The 14634-nt window shown below is 44.7% G+C and carries 12 protein-coding genes; 7 read left to right on the top strand and 5 right to left on the bottom strand.

Features of this window, described 5'->3' with window-relative positions:
• Window positions 1–101 precede the first annotated feature (101 nt).
• Window positions 102–854 (bottom strand): outer membrane protein OmpK, encoded by a 753-nt coding sequence (locus L5M11_RS18560; protein ID WP_028759442.1) that lies wholly within the window; start codon window positions 852–854, stop codon window positions 102–104.
• A 474-nt stretch (window positions 855–1328) separates the two neighbouring features.
• Here L5M11_RS18560 and L5M11_RS18565 point away from each other — a divergent pair, with 474 nt between their 5' ends.
• Genes L5M11_RS18565 through L5M11_RS18575 form a run of 3 tightly spaced genes read left to right on the top strand, consistent with a single transcriptional unit; the run spans window position 1329 to window position 3685 of the window.
• Window positions 1329–1799 carry an NfeD family protein gene (locus tag L5M11_RS18565; RefSeq protein WP_263192939.1) on the top strand — a complete coding sequence of 157 codons (471 nt, stop codon included), beginning with the start codon at window positions 1329–1331 and terminating at the stop codon, window positions 1797–1799.
• A gap of 12 nt (window positions 1800–1811) precedes the next feature.
• Complete coding sequence (locus L5M11_RS18570) at window positions 1812–2747, top strand: SPFH domain-containing protein (protein WP_105251260.1); 936 nt, start codon at window positions 1812–1814, stop codon at window positions 2745–2747.
• Window positions 2747–3685, top strand: a complete 939-nt coding sequence (locus tag L5M11_RS18575) for an SPFH domain-containing protein (protein ID WP_181800857.1) — start codon at window positions 2747–2749, stop codon at window positions 3683–3685. Before L5M11_RS18570 ends, L5M11_RS18575 begins: the two co-directional genes overlap by 1 nt.
• A 181-nt stretch (window positions 3686–3866) precedes the next feature.
• Here L5M11_RS18575 and L5M11_RS18580 read toward each other — a convergent pair whose 3' ends face one another.
• From L5M11_RS18580 to priA, 4 genes are all read right to left on the bottom strand, one after another.
• Complete coding sequence (locus L5M11_RS18580) at window positions 3867–4091, bottom strand: hypothetical protein (protein WP_006083282.1); 225 nt, start codon at window positions 4089–4091, stop codon at window positions 3867–3869.
• A gap of 315 nt (window positions 4092–4406) precedes the next feature.
• Window positions 4407–5123 (bottom strand): SPOR domain-containing protein, encoded by a 717-nt coding sequence (locus L5M11_RS18585; RefSeq protein ID WP_168825699.1) that lies wholly within the window; start codon window positions 5121–5123, stop codon window positions 4407–4409.
• Between the two features lie 3 nt (window positions 5124–5126).
• The gene (gene argS, locus L5M11_RS18590) at window positions 5127–6872 is read right to left on the bottom strand and encodes an arginine--tRNA ligase (protein ID WP_105251263.1); all 1746 of its coding nucleotides are present in this window, start codon (window positions 6870–6872) and stop codon (window positions 5127–5129) included.
• Window positions 6873–7006: 134 nt separating this feature from the next.
• Window positions 7007–9202: a primosomal protein N' gene (gene priA / locus L5M11_RS18595; protein ID WP_263178685.1), complete on the bottom strand. Its 2196-nt coding sequence runs from the start codon at window positions 9200–9202 to the stop codon at window positions 7007–7009.
• A 102-nt stretch (window positions 9203–9304) separates the two neighbouring features.
• Between priA and L5M11_RS18600 the strand changes: the two genes are divergently transcribed.
• The 4 genes from L5M11_RS18600 (at window position 9305) to csrD (ending at window position 14609) form a co-directional block, all read left to right on the top strand.
• Window positions 9305–10318 (top strand): FimV/HubP family polar landmark protein, encoded by a 1014-nt coding sequence (locus tag L5M11_RS18600; protein ID WP_263192942.1) that lies wholly within the window; start codon window positions 9305–9307, stop codon window positions 10316–10318.
• Between the two features lie 181 nt (window positions 10319–10499).
• Window positions 10500–10712, top strand: coding sequence for a 50S ribosomal protein L31 (gene rpmE / locus L5M11_RS18605; protein WP_063883331.1), 213 nt, complete (start codon window positions 10500–10502; stop codon window positions 10710–10712).
• A gap of 522 nt (window positions 10713–11234) precedes the next feature.
• Window positions 11235–12479, top strand: coding sequence for a malic enzyme-like NAD(P)-binding protein (locus L5M11_RS18610; protein ID WP_113940091.1), 1245 nt, complete (start codon window positions 11235–11237; stop codon window positions 12477–12479).
• Between the two features lie 186 nt (window positions 12480–12665).
• The gene (gene csrD, locus L5M11_RS18615) at window positions 12666–14609 is read left to right on the top strand and encodes an RNase E specificity factor CsrD (RefSeq protein WP_263192944.1); all 1944 of its coding nucleotides are present in this window, start codon (window positions 12666–12668) and stop codon (window positions 14607–14609) included.
• Window positions 14610–14634: the final 25 nt, after the last annotated feature.

Here is a 14634-nt window from a genome sequence, read left to right on the forward strand (position 1 = left end):
TTTTAGTAAGCTAAGCAACACTCCCCTGCAAAGTGAGTGCTCAGAATAGAAAAGGTGCCAATGGCACCTTTTTTGTTGTTTTAAAACTATGCCGATACCGATTAGAAATGGTATTGAGCAATCACAGAGTAAGTGTCTTGATCGACGCCTTTCACCCCGTATTTATTGGTCCACAGATCGTATTCGATACCCACCAATAATTTATTGGCTTGATGATCACCGAACAGGCTCTTACCGAGATCGTATTTTAGCTGTGGGTTGAAATGGAAGTTTTCCTCGTAGCCGTTATCGTCGGTGGCAAATACCCAGTCGATAAAGCCATCGAGTACTATGTTGGCAGATCCAACAGGGATATCGATACGAAATACAGGAGTGAACTGCCAGCCGTCACTATTGTTACCAGTGCTCATACCATCGCGGCGATAGGTATTAAAGTTAAGATAAGTGAAGTATGGTACTGCTACGTCAACCCCTAAACCGTAAAGTAAGCTGTGGACTGGGCCTTCACCTTCTTCATAGGTTAACGCTAAAGACAAGTCTGTTATTGGGCCAAAGGCGATTTTTTCGCCAAGAATTTTACTGGCACTAAAACGTGGCGAAATTTCACCATAGGTAGTGCTTTCCATGCCCGTGTCGTTACCTTTGAAATAGATAAAATCTTGGAAGGCAAACCAATCACCGTATTTCCAGCCGCCAGCCGTTTCCAAGGTGATAGTGGCTTGTTTGTCCGATGGCGCTAAATCGTAGTCTTCGCCATAGAGGGCTGTTGCACTGAAATCCCACCACTGTACTAAGTCACCCGCAAATGCTTGAGGAGAAAGCATTAGTGCTAGGCATAGGCATGTTTTTTTCATTGTTATTTCCTGTTGTATAGGTCGAAGTTTATTCGTGTCTTACTCAATCCGTTCTCTGACCTATGGCATGGTTTGATGGGTAAGTTCAAACCTAGCGCGAGTGTACGTCAAAGGACTTGCTCAAAAGTGGGGGCAATATATGCAAAAATTTACATTTATTCAAAGTTTTTATCGAATGTTGTTGTCAAAATCACATAATCATTAGTGAGGAATTTTATTTTTAGATAATTGATTTTTAATGTTTTTTATTGTTATTGCGCCGCTTGTGGATTGGGGGGGGCTATCTTTTTGAATTGATTATACTTAATTTTAAAACAACCTAACGGCTTTCGTGGGCGGATATGGGAGAATGAGGATTAAGTCATAGGTGATTGAGTGTGCGTTTTGATAGGGTAAATTTTGACATATTATGTCGATTATCCGAAACTCTGCTGTTATAGTGCAGTAAAGGACACTCTCATTTCAGGGGGAAATATGGAGTTTTCAAATCCGATTTTAGTGTGGGCAGTGATTGGTTTAGTGTTAATGCTCGCCGAAATAGTGGTGCCAGGTGGCATAATAGTGTTGCTGGGTGCGGCTTGTTTAGTCGTGGCAGGTGCGTTAGGCATAGGACTGGTCGAAGGTGTCGTGCAGAGCATGACCCTGTGGTTTATCTCTGCCATTGTGTTGTTATTGGCTTTCAGACAAGTCACTCAGAGGCTCGTTGGTGGTGATTCCCATGTTGATAACACGGATGAAGCAATCGAACTATACAATCAAATTGTTCGCGTAAAGCAGACCATAGGTCCTGGGCAAACACCTGGGCGGGTGGAGTTTCAAGGTAGTGAATGGCCAGCGCTTGGCAATGGCAGCATTATCGAGGCGGGTACCGAAGTCAGAATTATTTGTCGTGAAAATATCGCTCTAGTCGTTGAGCCTATTTCAATAGAAGCTTCCAAAAACTAAAGGATGGAATCTATGTTTGTATTTACCTTAGTCATTTTATTTATCTTTTTTATTCTTTATAAGTTGATGTTAATTGTGCCGATGCGTGAAGTGCATGTCATTGAGCGTCTTGGCAAATTCCGCGCAGTATTAAGCCCTGGATTTCATTTTTTGATCCCTTTTTTCGATCGCGTCTCCTACCGTCACGATACCCGTGAGCAAGTATTAGATGTGCCGCCACAGAGTTGTATCTCCAAAGATAACACTCAACTTGAAGTGGACGGCTTGGTCTACCTAAAAGTGATGGATGGCAAATTGGCGAGTTATGGTATTGAAAACTACCGTAAAGCAGCGGTGAATTTAGCCCAGACCACTATGCGATCTGAAATCGGTAAGCTGAGTTTGAGTGAGACTTTCTCTGAGCGTGATAGCTTAAATGAATCAATCGTGCGGGAAATAGATAAGGCTTCCGAGCCATGGGGAATCAAGGTATTGCGCTATGAAATTCGTAATATCACGCCTTCACGCCATGTGATCCACACTCTTGAGAAGCAGATGGAAGCTGAGCGTCGTAAACGTGCCGAAATTACCTTAGCGAATGCCGAAAAAGCCGCGATGATCAATATGTCTGAAGGTGAGCGCCAAGAGGCCATTAACCTGTCAGAAGGTCAAAAACAGAAACGGATTAATGAAGCTAAAGGTACAGGTCAGGAGATCGCTATCATAGCCAAAGCAAAATCCGAAGGTATGGCAATGATCTCGCAAGCATTAGCCGTCAATGGCGGTACAGATGCGATGAATATGCTATTAAAAGAACAGTTTATTGCTCAAGTTGGCAAGATCCTCAATGATGCACAAGTCTCTGTTGTTCCCGCTGAAATGGCAAAACTTGAAGGTTTCTTCGAAGGCATGGAGCAAGTCACTCAGACTATGAGTGGCCAGAATAATCTTGGCAAAGGAGCGCGATAATGAATATTCCAGTAGATACAGATTTGATTGTGATGGCGATTTGGGGCCTGATATTTGCCATTTTTGTGATTAAACTATTTCAATCGATCCGCCTAGTACCCACTAAATCGGCTTTTATTGTTGAGCGTTTAGGTAAGTATCACAGTACGTTAGATGCAGGGTTCCATACCTTGATCCCCTTTGTGGATAAAGTGGCTTTTATTCATGATTTGAAAGAAGAAACCATTGACGTACCACCGCAGGAATGTTTCTCGAGCGACGAAGTAAACGTTGAAGTGGATGGGGTGATTTATATCTCTGTGACTGACCCAGTGAAGGCCAGCTATGGTATTACTGATTATCGTTATGCAGCAATTCAGTTGGCGCAAACGACGACGCGCTCTGTCATCGGGACACTTGATCTTGATCGTACGTTTGAAGAGCGTGATGTGATTTCAGCCAAGGTAGTGCAAGTCTTAGATCAAGCGGGTGCCATGTGGGGAATACGCGTGCATCGTTATGAAATTAAAAATATTACACCACCTGAAACCGTTAAAAATGCCATGGAAATGCAAGTAAATGCCGAGCGTGAGCGCCGTGCATTATTGGCTAAGAGTGAAGGTGACAAACAGAGTAAAATTAACCGTTCTGAAGGGGTTAAAGCTGAAACGGTAAACCGTTCTGAAGGTGAGATGCAGCGCCGGATTAACGAAGCCGAAGGTAAGGCTGAGGAAATTTTAACCATTTCCCGTGCGACGGCAGAATCGATTGAACGTCTCGCCTCTGTTATTGCCGCACCGGGTGGTCACAATGCCCTGCGGATGCAACTCGGTGAGCAATACTTTAAACAGCTCGATGGCTTAAGCCAGAAGAATAGTCGAGTCGTATTGCCGGGTAATATGGTGGATTTCGATTACTGGATGAATAGCATAGGCTTAACGGAAGAAAAACCGAGCTAAGGCTGTGGTTAAAATCTGAAACTAGCTAGTTCATTAAGGTCAAATACTCAGGTGTTTGGCCTTATTTTTTGGCTGAAATTTGATTCTGTGTGATGGAGAGTGGGTGGGTTAGACTGCTTCTGTTGAATGAACCGCCAGAAGCTGCAGTTGGGCATAGTTAAATTTTTCATTGAATGGAAGGCTAATAAGCTAGGCGTTCATGAATTTGGGAATGGGCGTGGGTTTCAATGAGCTTGGCAATTTGGTTTTGTTCTAATTGCTGAAGCGCAGAAATTTCGTCATAAATCTTGTCTTGAACATCCAGTGGCATGCGCACATGTTCCATAAACATCCTAATTCCCAGCATGTCGCCACTCTTGAACAATTGGCTGAATTCGGTGGCTTCTATCTCGATTAATGCATTCATAATACTTCACCCTGAGGTTGGATTTGACACAGATACAGCGGTTTTGCTGTTAATTAAGAGATACGCCTAAGTTTGATCTAGGTCAATTAAACTGCATATTAATCTTTCTTAATAAAGAATTTTGTTGTTTACAAATAATGGGTTATAAATTTAGTAGATCAGCAAATTTGAAATGAGTTGTTGTTTAAAACTGACTTTTTATGGGCGGGCAGAGTCAATGAGTGAGCCATGTTATACGGACAAAAAAATAGCGACGAGCGATAAAACGCTGGCCGCTATTTATTCTTAATAGTCTATCAGGAGTAGGCTAAAGCCTTATTTAGGAATCGCCAGAATCTGGCAACCATTAATTCCCGCTTTTTGCAGTGTATGACGTTTACGCTCTGCATCACGTTTACGCTCGAAGGGGCCTAAAGCAACCTTGTACCATACGCCGGTTGTACCTTCGACTTGTCTCACTTGCGCCTCTAAACCTTGGAAAGCGATGACGGCTTTCATCTCGTTCGCCTGTGATTCTTGGCGGAAAGAAGCACACTGCAACTGATATTGCATCGGTGTTCTGCTCGCAACAATATCGGGAATATCGACCTCAACATGCTTATTTTCAAGCTCGTTGAGATAGGTCCATTCTTCCTTTGGTTGTGGTGGCAGAGCATTAGGATCCTTCTTTGGCGGAACAATAAGCTCAGCAGTTTCAGTTGTCTCTACTGGGATAACGACCGCTTGGCGTTCAGGTTCTTTGACCTTAGGAGTAAGCACTGCTGTCTCTTGAGGCTTAACTTGTACTTCCGTTTTCTTGGCTGGAGCGGGTATCGGCTTCACTTCTTGCTTAGCATTATCTTTAATGCTTGACAGGAAATAGACGAAACAACCCACAGCGAGTATGACAAAGCCTATCAAGGTCAGCGGCAGCTTCTTACGCGGCGCCGATTTAGATTGTGAAGGCTTTGCTCGAGTTGGGCGAGTCGCGCGGATTGGGCGCGGTTTAGCGCCCGACTGCGGCCTTCTATTGGCATAATCGCGATTACTCATGGCTTACATCCGCTCTAAGGTTTCAATACCGAGTAGATTTAGGCCTTTTTGTAACGTACGAGCCGTCAGTTGCGCGAGTAATAAACGGCTGTTCTTTTGCGCGTCATTATCGGCGGCAAGCACTGGACAAGCTTCGTAGAAGCTAGAGAAAGCACCCGCTAATTCATATAAATAAGCACACAGTACGTGCGGCTGACCTTTATCGACAACACGATTGAGGATCTCACCGAACTGCGCCAACTTATTACCGAGATCTTTCTCTTTTTCATGCTCAAGCACGATTTTCGCTTGGCTGAGATCCAGATCGGTTACTCGCTTGAATATGCCCGCAACACGGGTGTAAGCGTACAGCAGGTAAGGTGCGGTATTGCCTTCGAAGCTGAGCATTTGTTCAAAGCTGAAAATGTAATCGCTGGTGCGGTTTTTTGACAAGTCAGCATATTTAACGGCGCTGATCCCAACGACACGGGCGATTTCAGTCAGCGTGGCCTCATCCATATCAGGATTTTTGCTACGAACGAGTTCTAGCGCGCGCACATTGGCTTCTTCTAACAGGTCAACTAACTTAACGACACCGCCGCTACGGGTTTTGAATGGACGGCCATCTTCGCCATTCATAGTACCAAAACCTAAGTGTTCTAATGACATATCTTCACGGACAAACTTAGCCAGTTTCGCTAGGCTAAAGACTTGTTGGAAATGCAGTGCCTGACGTAGGTCAACAAAATACAAGACGCGATCGGCCTTTAACACGTTCGAGCGATAGCGCATTGCCGCAAGATCTGAGGTGGCATACAAATAGCCGCCATCGGCCTTTTGGATGATAACAGGCAGTGGCTCACCTTCTTTGTTGCGGAAGGCTTCTTGGAATACGACTTTAGCGCCGTTACTTTCGGTTAATAAACCTTGGGCATCTAAATCTTTAACCACTTGCTCGAGATCGGCGTTATAAGCACTTTCGCCGTGTACATCGGCGCGGGTCAGGCTCACACCTAAACGGGCGTAGACTTCATGGCAGTGGCTTAACGAAATATCGTTAAATTCGCGCCACAGTTTGTTGCAATACTCGTCGCCAGATTGCAGTTCGACCACTAACTGACGAGCGCGGGTTGCGAATTCTGCTGATTCGTCGAAACGCAGTTTAGCGGCACGATAAAAGTTTTCTAAATCAGACAGTTCAAGTTGAGCTTCTTCACCATTTTTGGCGCGCAGCTCTTCCATATAGGCCAGCAACATACCAAATTGTGTGCCCCAGTCGCCCACATGGTTTTGACGAATAACCTTGTGGCCTAAAAATTCTAACGCACGCACAACACTGTCACCAATGATGGTTGAACGTAGATGGCCTACATGCATTTCTTTGGCGAGGTTGGGTGAAGAGTAATCGACAACAACGGTTTGTGGTGTCGGTAACTTAATGCCTAAATGCTCATCGTTGACGGCATTTTGCAGTTGATCTGCTAAGGCGCTGTCGTTGATGAAAAAGTTGATAAAGCCTGGTCCTGCAATTTCAACCTTAGCTACAAAAGCCGAAGCCGGTAAGGTATCTATGATCAGTTGGGCTAATTCGCGTGGATTCTTGCCTGCGACCTTGGTTAGCATCATGGCTAAGTTGGTTGCCAAGTCGCCATGACTCTTATCCTTGGTTCGATCTACCTGAATGCGTGCTTCAAAGTCAGCAGGCACAATACCTTGTTGTTTAAAGGATTCTAGAGTTTGTTCAAGTAATGATTGGATATGTGATTTCATGGGTTCTAATCGGCACTAACTTTAAGAGTGAATACAGGGAATAACCGCATATTTTAGCCGTTTGTGGTTAACAATTGCTATCTTCCCGATGATTTTTTATCAAATGGCGCTTAAATACTTATCAAATACTCGACTCAGAGGAGATCCTGTGGATCTCTGTCTAAGCTCCATCGGCAGCGTTTAGCTTCGATAAGTTGTTCTACAAGCGGATGAATACGTTCAAACTCTTGTTGCAAGCGATTGCGGTTTTTAGCTTGGAATAAGAGTTGGCGGCGGAACTTGCCGGCTTTTTTATCTAAGGGCGCTGGCATAGGACCAATCACCTCAAATTCTTTATCTTGCGGCAAAAGCGCGGCAAAGGCGTTGAGAAAGTTATCGGCATCACTGGCTAAATGTGCTTCGGCGCGCACCAACACCATGTGCCATGCTGGCGGCAGCAGTGCTTGTTGACGTTCTTTGAGCTGGCTGCGAGCAAACTCGCCATAACCGCGGTGCAGCAAATCCCGCAAAATGGGATTGTCGCTCTGGTGAGTTTGCAATAATACCGTGCCGGGTTTACTGGCGCGCCCTGCGCGACCTGCAACTTGGGTATAGAGTTGTCCAAAACGTTCGGGCGCGCGGAAGTCGGCGCTAAATAAAGCGCCATCGACATCGAGTAACCCAACAAGCGTCACATCAGGGAAGTGGTGGCCCTTAGCTAGCATTTGCGTGCCGACGAGGATTTTATATTCCCCCTTATGAATCGCATTTAAGTGGGTTTCTAATGAACCTTTAAGGCGGGTCGTATCACGGTCGATGCGCACTACTGGATGTTTAGGAAACTCTTGTTGCAGCGCTTCGGCGAGCTGTTCTGTGCCTATGCCTTGGCCCATCAACATAGTGCTGCCACATTTGTGACACTGCTTGGGGATAGCGTATTGATTGCCACAATGGTGACAGCAAATTTCGCCAAGGGATTGATGTACTGTGAAAAACGCGTCGCAGCGGTCGCATTCGTGTAAGTGCCCACACTCGTGGCAAAGCAGGGCTGGTGCGAAGCCGCGGCGATTGAGAAACAACAAGACTTGGTTGCCAGCGTCTAAATGCAGGCGGATTTCGTTCAGTAGCGGCACTGACATACCGGCTTTCAGCGGCATATTTTTAATGTCGATAATGCCTTGGCGCACTTTTTTAGCCGCACCTGCGCGTTCACCCAATTGTAAATGATGGTAACGGCCGCTTAAGGCATTTTGTAGACTTTCGAGTGAGGGCGTCGCTGTGCCCAAAATCACCGGAATCGCTTCTAAATGGCCACGCATGACTGCCAAGTCGCGGGCATGATAACCAACGCCTTCCTGTTGTTTGAAACTACTGTCGTGTTCTTCATCGAGTATGATGATGCCGGGATACGCCATAGGTGTGAACAATGCTGAGCGGGTGCCGATAATGATTGCAGCCTGACCACAGCGGGCCTGGCGCCATGCTTCGAGCCTCTGATTGTCAGTTAACCCTGAATGCAAAATGGCAACATTGACTTTGAAACGGCGCTTAAAGCGATTGATTGTCTGGGGGGTTAAGCCGATTTCAGGCACTAAAATTAACGCTTGTTTGCCTTGCTTGAGGATTTCTTCGAGTACAGCAAGATAGACTTCCGTTTTACCCGAACCGGTAATGCCTTCTAATAAAGTACAGTGATATCCTTGTTGCAGATTTAAAGTGGCAACGGCGACGGCTTGTTCTTTATTGAGTTTATGTGGCGTTTCGTCCATTTCGAGTGTGGTGCGCCAGTCGAGGTTAAGCTCTGCAATTTTTTCATGGCGTGCCACCCAACCTTTATCTTCTAGGGCTTTAAGCGCCGCTTTACTGATGTCTAAGCTGATAACCTCTTCTTGGGTTAAGCTGGCGGTTTTGAGTAACTCGAGTAGTTTTTTCTGTGCGGGTGCGCGTTTAACCGCTTCGGGCGCAATATTTTGGCCTATTTCAGTTAATTGCCAGAATTGGATTTTTTGTGGCGCGGCATCGAGCCCTTTACGCAGGGCCACAGGTAAGGCTTGGGTTAGCATCTGCCCTTGGCTGCAAAAATAGTATCTCGCAGCCCAAAGAGTTAATTTATAAAGTGATTCAGGCAGTAAAGGTTTATCGTCGATAAACTCGAGCACAGACTTAATTTGCTTTGGGGCTAAGCTGCAAGACTCAGTGATATCAGTGACTAACCCGATCAATTGTTGACGACCGAAGGGAACTTTAACGCGCACACCTATTTGCGGTGTACTAGGATAGGATTCGGGTACGCGGTAGCTAAAGGTTTGCCGCATAGGCACAGGTAACGCAACTTCGACAAACAATGACATATGCAGGCAAGTCTTAGACAAGAATGTGGTTTAGTGTACTCAGCGCGGCTGGCTAGGGCTAGCCCTAATGATGGTTTACCAAGGATAGTTGAGAGTAAATAAATGGCTAATATAGTGAAATCATTAGGTCTACTTGCTTTGGTGTGCAGTGCACCTAGCATGGCACAAGTCTCCCATGTGAGCATTAATAGCCGGATGTTTGAATTAGGCGCTTACCCTAAACTCAGGGTGAATGTGATCGCAGACAATCAAGATATGTCGCGCTTAGAGTTTGTTGTGCAGCAAGCAAGCGGCGAAGAAAGGTTAATGGTTGAGGAGATTAATCGCTTTTTAGTTTTACTCACTGGCGTTGAAGATGTGAAGGATAGTAGCGCTAAACTCTTAGTGAGAGAGTATCGTCTTGACCGATGGTATGACGTCAAAAGTATCAATTTATTCGGCACAGCTAAATCTGCCTCTGCCGCGTTAACGACAAAAGCGGTTTCGGACACTAAAAATACCACCATAGCGGGCGCCCCAAAAAGTGCGGATAAAGTGGGCATTAAGCCTGTAAAAGTGGTGGCAGAACCAAAGCCAGTTGCAGAGGTAACGCCCGCAGCGACTGTTGCTACTGCTGCAAATACCCAATCCAAAGTACCAACGGTAGAAGTGGTGACTGGCTTTAGATTTCCTGAAGCCGCGAATAAACAAAATACGTCGGCTACTGAGATAAACGCCTTCGCTAAAACCTCTGAGACGATTGCTGTTGAAAAAGGGGCTGTTGAAAACGCTGCAACTGAAACTGTGGTTCCAGAAATAGTGAAAACGGCAAATAATGAGCAAAAACAGAATATTGCTGAAACGGCCTCACAGACGCCCGAACATTGCCAGTTAACGTATCTTGCTGGCGAGACGTTGTGGCGTATCGCCAATCGATATGCCAAGGATTGGGGTGTGAGTGTATATGGCGCTATGTTGGCGATTTACGAGGCAAATCCTGTGGCTTTCTCGAAGAATAGAATCAATGCACTCAAGAGCAATGCGGTGCTATCTTGTCCTTCGAAAATGATTTTGGATCAGCATTCTGATGCTAAAGAGGCGCGGGCGGTATTTGAGGCTAAAGAAGCGGGAAAATAAGCCGCTTAACTAAAGTCAAAATAGACACAGATTAACCAGCAAACGCTCAGATAATCTACTTGTATCCCTTGTAGGTATGCTGTACCATTCTGCGCCCTAAACATATTGTTATTAACATGCATGTGGTGTCCGACTACGGGTTGGAAGAGCGACATGGCCTTACACTTTTGAGGTAACCCCAATGAAACCAGGTATCCACCCAACATACGCTATCATCACTGCAAACTGTACTTGTGGTAACGTTATCAAAGTAAACTCTACTGCTGGTAAAGATCTGCATTTAGACGTATGTGGTGCTTGTCACCCATTCTACACTGGTACACAAAAAGTTGTTGATACCGGCGGTCGTATCGACAAATTCAACAAGCGCTTCGCAGTGCTTGCAAAGAAATAATTGCGATTGCAATGTTTCTAGAAAAGGCGCCTATGGCGCCTTTTTGCTTTTTGTTATTCGTCGATTTTCTTTATTCCGCTTATTCTACATATCTAGCTGGTACGACTTCACTCAATAAATCGTCAACTTATTCTGTATTGAGAGTTCAAGTGTATAATTCGACTTATTTATAGCAATTAACTATAAGATAAATATGCTAGTCGCCATATATTGTAATTTAACCAACATTTTTGAGATTAAGTCGCTACAACTAGCGCAGTAACTACAAAATATATGTTTGTTTCCTACAAAACATATTAAGAAATGCAGCTTTATTATAGGAGATAAGTTTATAAAACTAAGCTTAGAGGGTCTATTTGGCGGCTAAAGTGAAATTTATGAATCTCTTATTTATAAATTCCCCTTATTGGCGTATCTTACCCCGACCAGCCAGACTATTGACATCACCCTTTGGTGAGACTAGATGTGTGTTGGTAGGTCTTACTCTCATAAATTATAAATGTCGCATTTCAGGATTTTAAAATGTCAGATATTCGTCAACAAGCACTCGATTATCATGAATTTCCCATACCAGGCAAAACCGCAGTTTGCCTTACCAAACCCGCCGAAACGAGTCACGATCTCGCCCTAGCTTATAGCCCAGGTGTGGCTGAGCCAGTACGCGAAATCGCTGCAGATCCTGACAATGCGTATCGTTATACCAATAAAGGTAATACGGTTGCCGTGATTACCAATGGTACGGCTATCTTAGGTTTAGGGAATTTGGGCCCTTTGGCTTCTAAACCTGTAATGGAAGGTAAAGCATTATTGTTCAAGCATTTTGCGAATATCGATTCGACAGATATTGAGATTACGCATAATACGCCTGAGGAATTTATCAATACTGTTGCTGCTATTGCTGACACTTTTGGTGGTATCAATCTTGAAGATATTAAAGCGCCCGAATGCTTTGTTATCGAACGTGAATTGATTGCTCGTTGTAAAGTGCCAGTATTTCATGACGATCAACACGGCACGGCAATCGTGACCGCGGCGGGTATGATCAATGCGCTGGAAATTCAAGGCAAGTTGATCAGCGACGCGACTTTTGTGTGTATGGGCGCGGGGGCTGCTGCCATCGCTTGTATGACTATGCTGGTAAAATGCGGTGCGAATCGCGCCAACATTTACATGCTAGACACTAAAGGTGTTATTCATTCTGGCCGTACAGATCTTAATGAATATAAAGCACTATTTGCGAATGATACCGAGAAACGCACGCTTCTTGATGTTATTAAAGGCGCAGACGTATTTTTAGGTCTATCAGGTCCTGACGTCATTGGTGCAGAAGAAGTCGCGCTGATGGCCGATAAGCCAGTGATTTTTGCGTGTTCTAACCCAGATCCTGAAATCAAACCTGCACTTGCTCATGCAACGCGTAGTGATTTGATCATGGGTACGGGTCGTAGCGACTATCCAAACCAAGTGAATAACGTATTGTGTTTCCCATTTATTTTCCGTGGTGCATTGGATGTGCGTGCGTCTTGCATTAATGATGAGATGAAAATTGCGGCAGTTCATGCAATAGCATCACTGGCAAAAGAGTCAGTACCTGCGAGTGTATTGAAGGCTTACCCTAATGTGACGTCGCTGAGTTTTGGCCCAGAATACGTGCTGCCAAAACCTATGGACCCACGTTTATTGCCAAATGTTGCCCGTGCTGTTGCACAAGCGGCTATCGACTCTGGTGTGGCTGCGATCACCACTTTACCTAAATACGCCGACTAGGCTAAAAGTGGTAAAAACATCGAAAAGAGGCTAATTAGCCTCTTTTTTGTTTTTAAGTGGACATTAAAGTCACAGCGTCTTAGTTGCCTTTTAGGTTATGCTACTGAATAATCAACGGACAACTTTTGTTGAACTTCTGTTAAAATCGCACAAATAATTATAATAATCCTGCAGGATAGCGGATAGATGAAATTCACCCGAATGTTAACTACAAAATTAACCAGCTTTTGGTTAATGTCATTAGCCGCTATCGCCTTCGTATTTTTGCTGAGCGCTATGATGAGTTTCGTGCAGCTGACCTATAAATTTCAGCAGCAAAAAGTCGCTGAACTCGAAACTATGTTAGTGGATCAGTTCCAACACCAACCTGATTGGGAGCTAGAGGCCTGGCTACCGCCCATGCTGCTTGCTTACAATGCCGTTAATTTTCGGTTGACCTTGAAAGATGAAGTATTATTTGCCTATGAAGGCAATCTGACTACGCAAAATGCCATGGTGTATGACCATGTGCTAGAGCCGACATCTGGCTTGCGTATGCAGTTAACCTTGACTCAGCCCTTTGAACATTACACTTTCAGTTGGTATGAAATTCTGATTTTGTTGGTCGGTATCTTAGCCGTGGCTGCCTTAGTGCGTTTTGGTTATTTATGGTTTTCACAGCAGCTCGATGGCATTGAAGAATTAGCCTTACGCAGTCGATTGATTCTGCAAGGTAAGCATGAGCAAGCACTCGCTACCCCCGGAAATGGTAAACCAAGGCTGATTAACCGTGCTTTGACTAAGTTGTTAGAAGAGTTACAAGACGCCCAAAAGGAGCGGGGGCGTTTCGACAAATTCATCCGTTCTAATACCTTTCTCGATGCGGAAACTCGCATTGGTAACCGACTCTTTTTGAATAATCGTCTCGACGCCCTTAGTCATAATCAGGCTATGCTTGCCCACGGGGTAATCTATTTATTAGAAATGGATGATCTGGATTTATTGCAGCAATCCCAAGGTGAAGCTGTGACGAAAGAGCTATTAAACTCGACAGTTAATGCGATAAGTCAATTGCTGCAAACTCAAGCTAATAGTATTTTTGCCCGTCGCTCCCATAATCAATTTGCCATAGTCGTGCCGCAAATTTCCTTAATTGAAGCGGATCAATTTGCCAGCAAGTTACTCAAGATATGTCTAAGCCAGCCTTTGCCTGATGTTGAGAATCGCGATAACTTTTTCCACCTCGGATGCGCTTATTTTACCGCAGGCGATAATGCGGCTCAGTTAATTGAAGAAGCCGATATGGCTTTGAGGGCGGCACAATTACAGGGTAATAGTAATTGGTTTATGTACGACAAAGGCGCGATTGATGAAGAATTTGCCAAAGGCTCAGTGCGTTGGCGAAGCTTTTTAGAAAACGCGTTAGTGCAGCGGCGCTTTTTTCCCTTTAGCCAACCCATAATCGACTCCGATGGTAATGAGCACCATAAAGAGATATTTACGCGGGCTCGGGATAATCAGGGGGCGTTAATCCGTGCCACACTGTTTATTCCAATGGCGAATAAATGTGGCTTAATGCCACAGGTTGAACGGCAAATTATTGAGCGGGTATTGTTTTTATTGTCGAATGAATTAGCAGACGGCGTATCGAATGCTCAAACAGTTAAGAAATCAGCGCCGCAGATATACAGTATTAATCTGAGTTTGGATTCGCTAATGAGCCGAGCCTTCACTCAATGGCTAAAAACGACGCTATTAGAATATCGCCATCTAACCACGCGACTGATTTTCGAAGTGTCTGAAGATATCGTTATTCAACATCAAGAAAAGTTGCAGCCTAAATTAGATATGATCCGTAAAATGGGCGCGAGATTATGTGTCGATCATGTGGGTCAGCAGGTTGTCGGTACTTATTACATTCGCGAATGCCATTTTGATTTAATTAAGTTACACAGATCCATCGTGCGTCATATTCATTTACGGCCAGAAAACCAATTATTTATCCGCAGTTTGATTGGCGGTTTATATCGAACGGAAGTACAAGTCTGCGCCGAAGGGGTAGAAGTCTTTGAAGAGTGGCAGACACTGCAAATCCTCGGTGTTGGCGCAGCGCAGGGAATGTATTTCAGTGAACCCATAGAGGCTAAGTAAGGGAAGTTCAGTGTTTGGGTGATTA

The sequence above is a fragment of the Shewanella sp. SM87 genome (assembly GCF_025653705.1).
Taxonomy (GTDB): Bacteria; Pseudomonadota; Gammaproteobacteria; order Enterobacterales; family Shewanellaceae; genus Shewanella; species Shewanella oncorhynchi.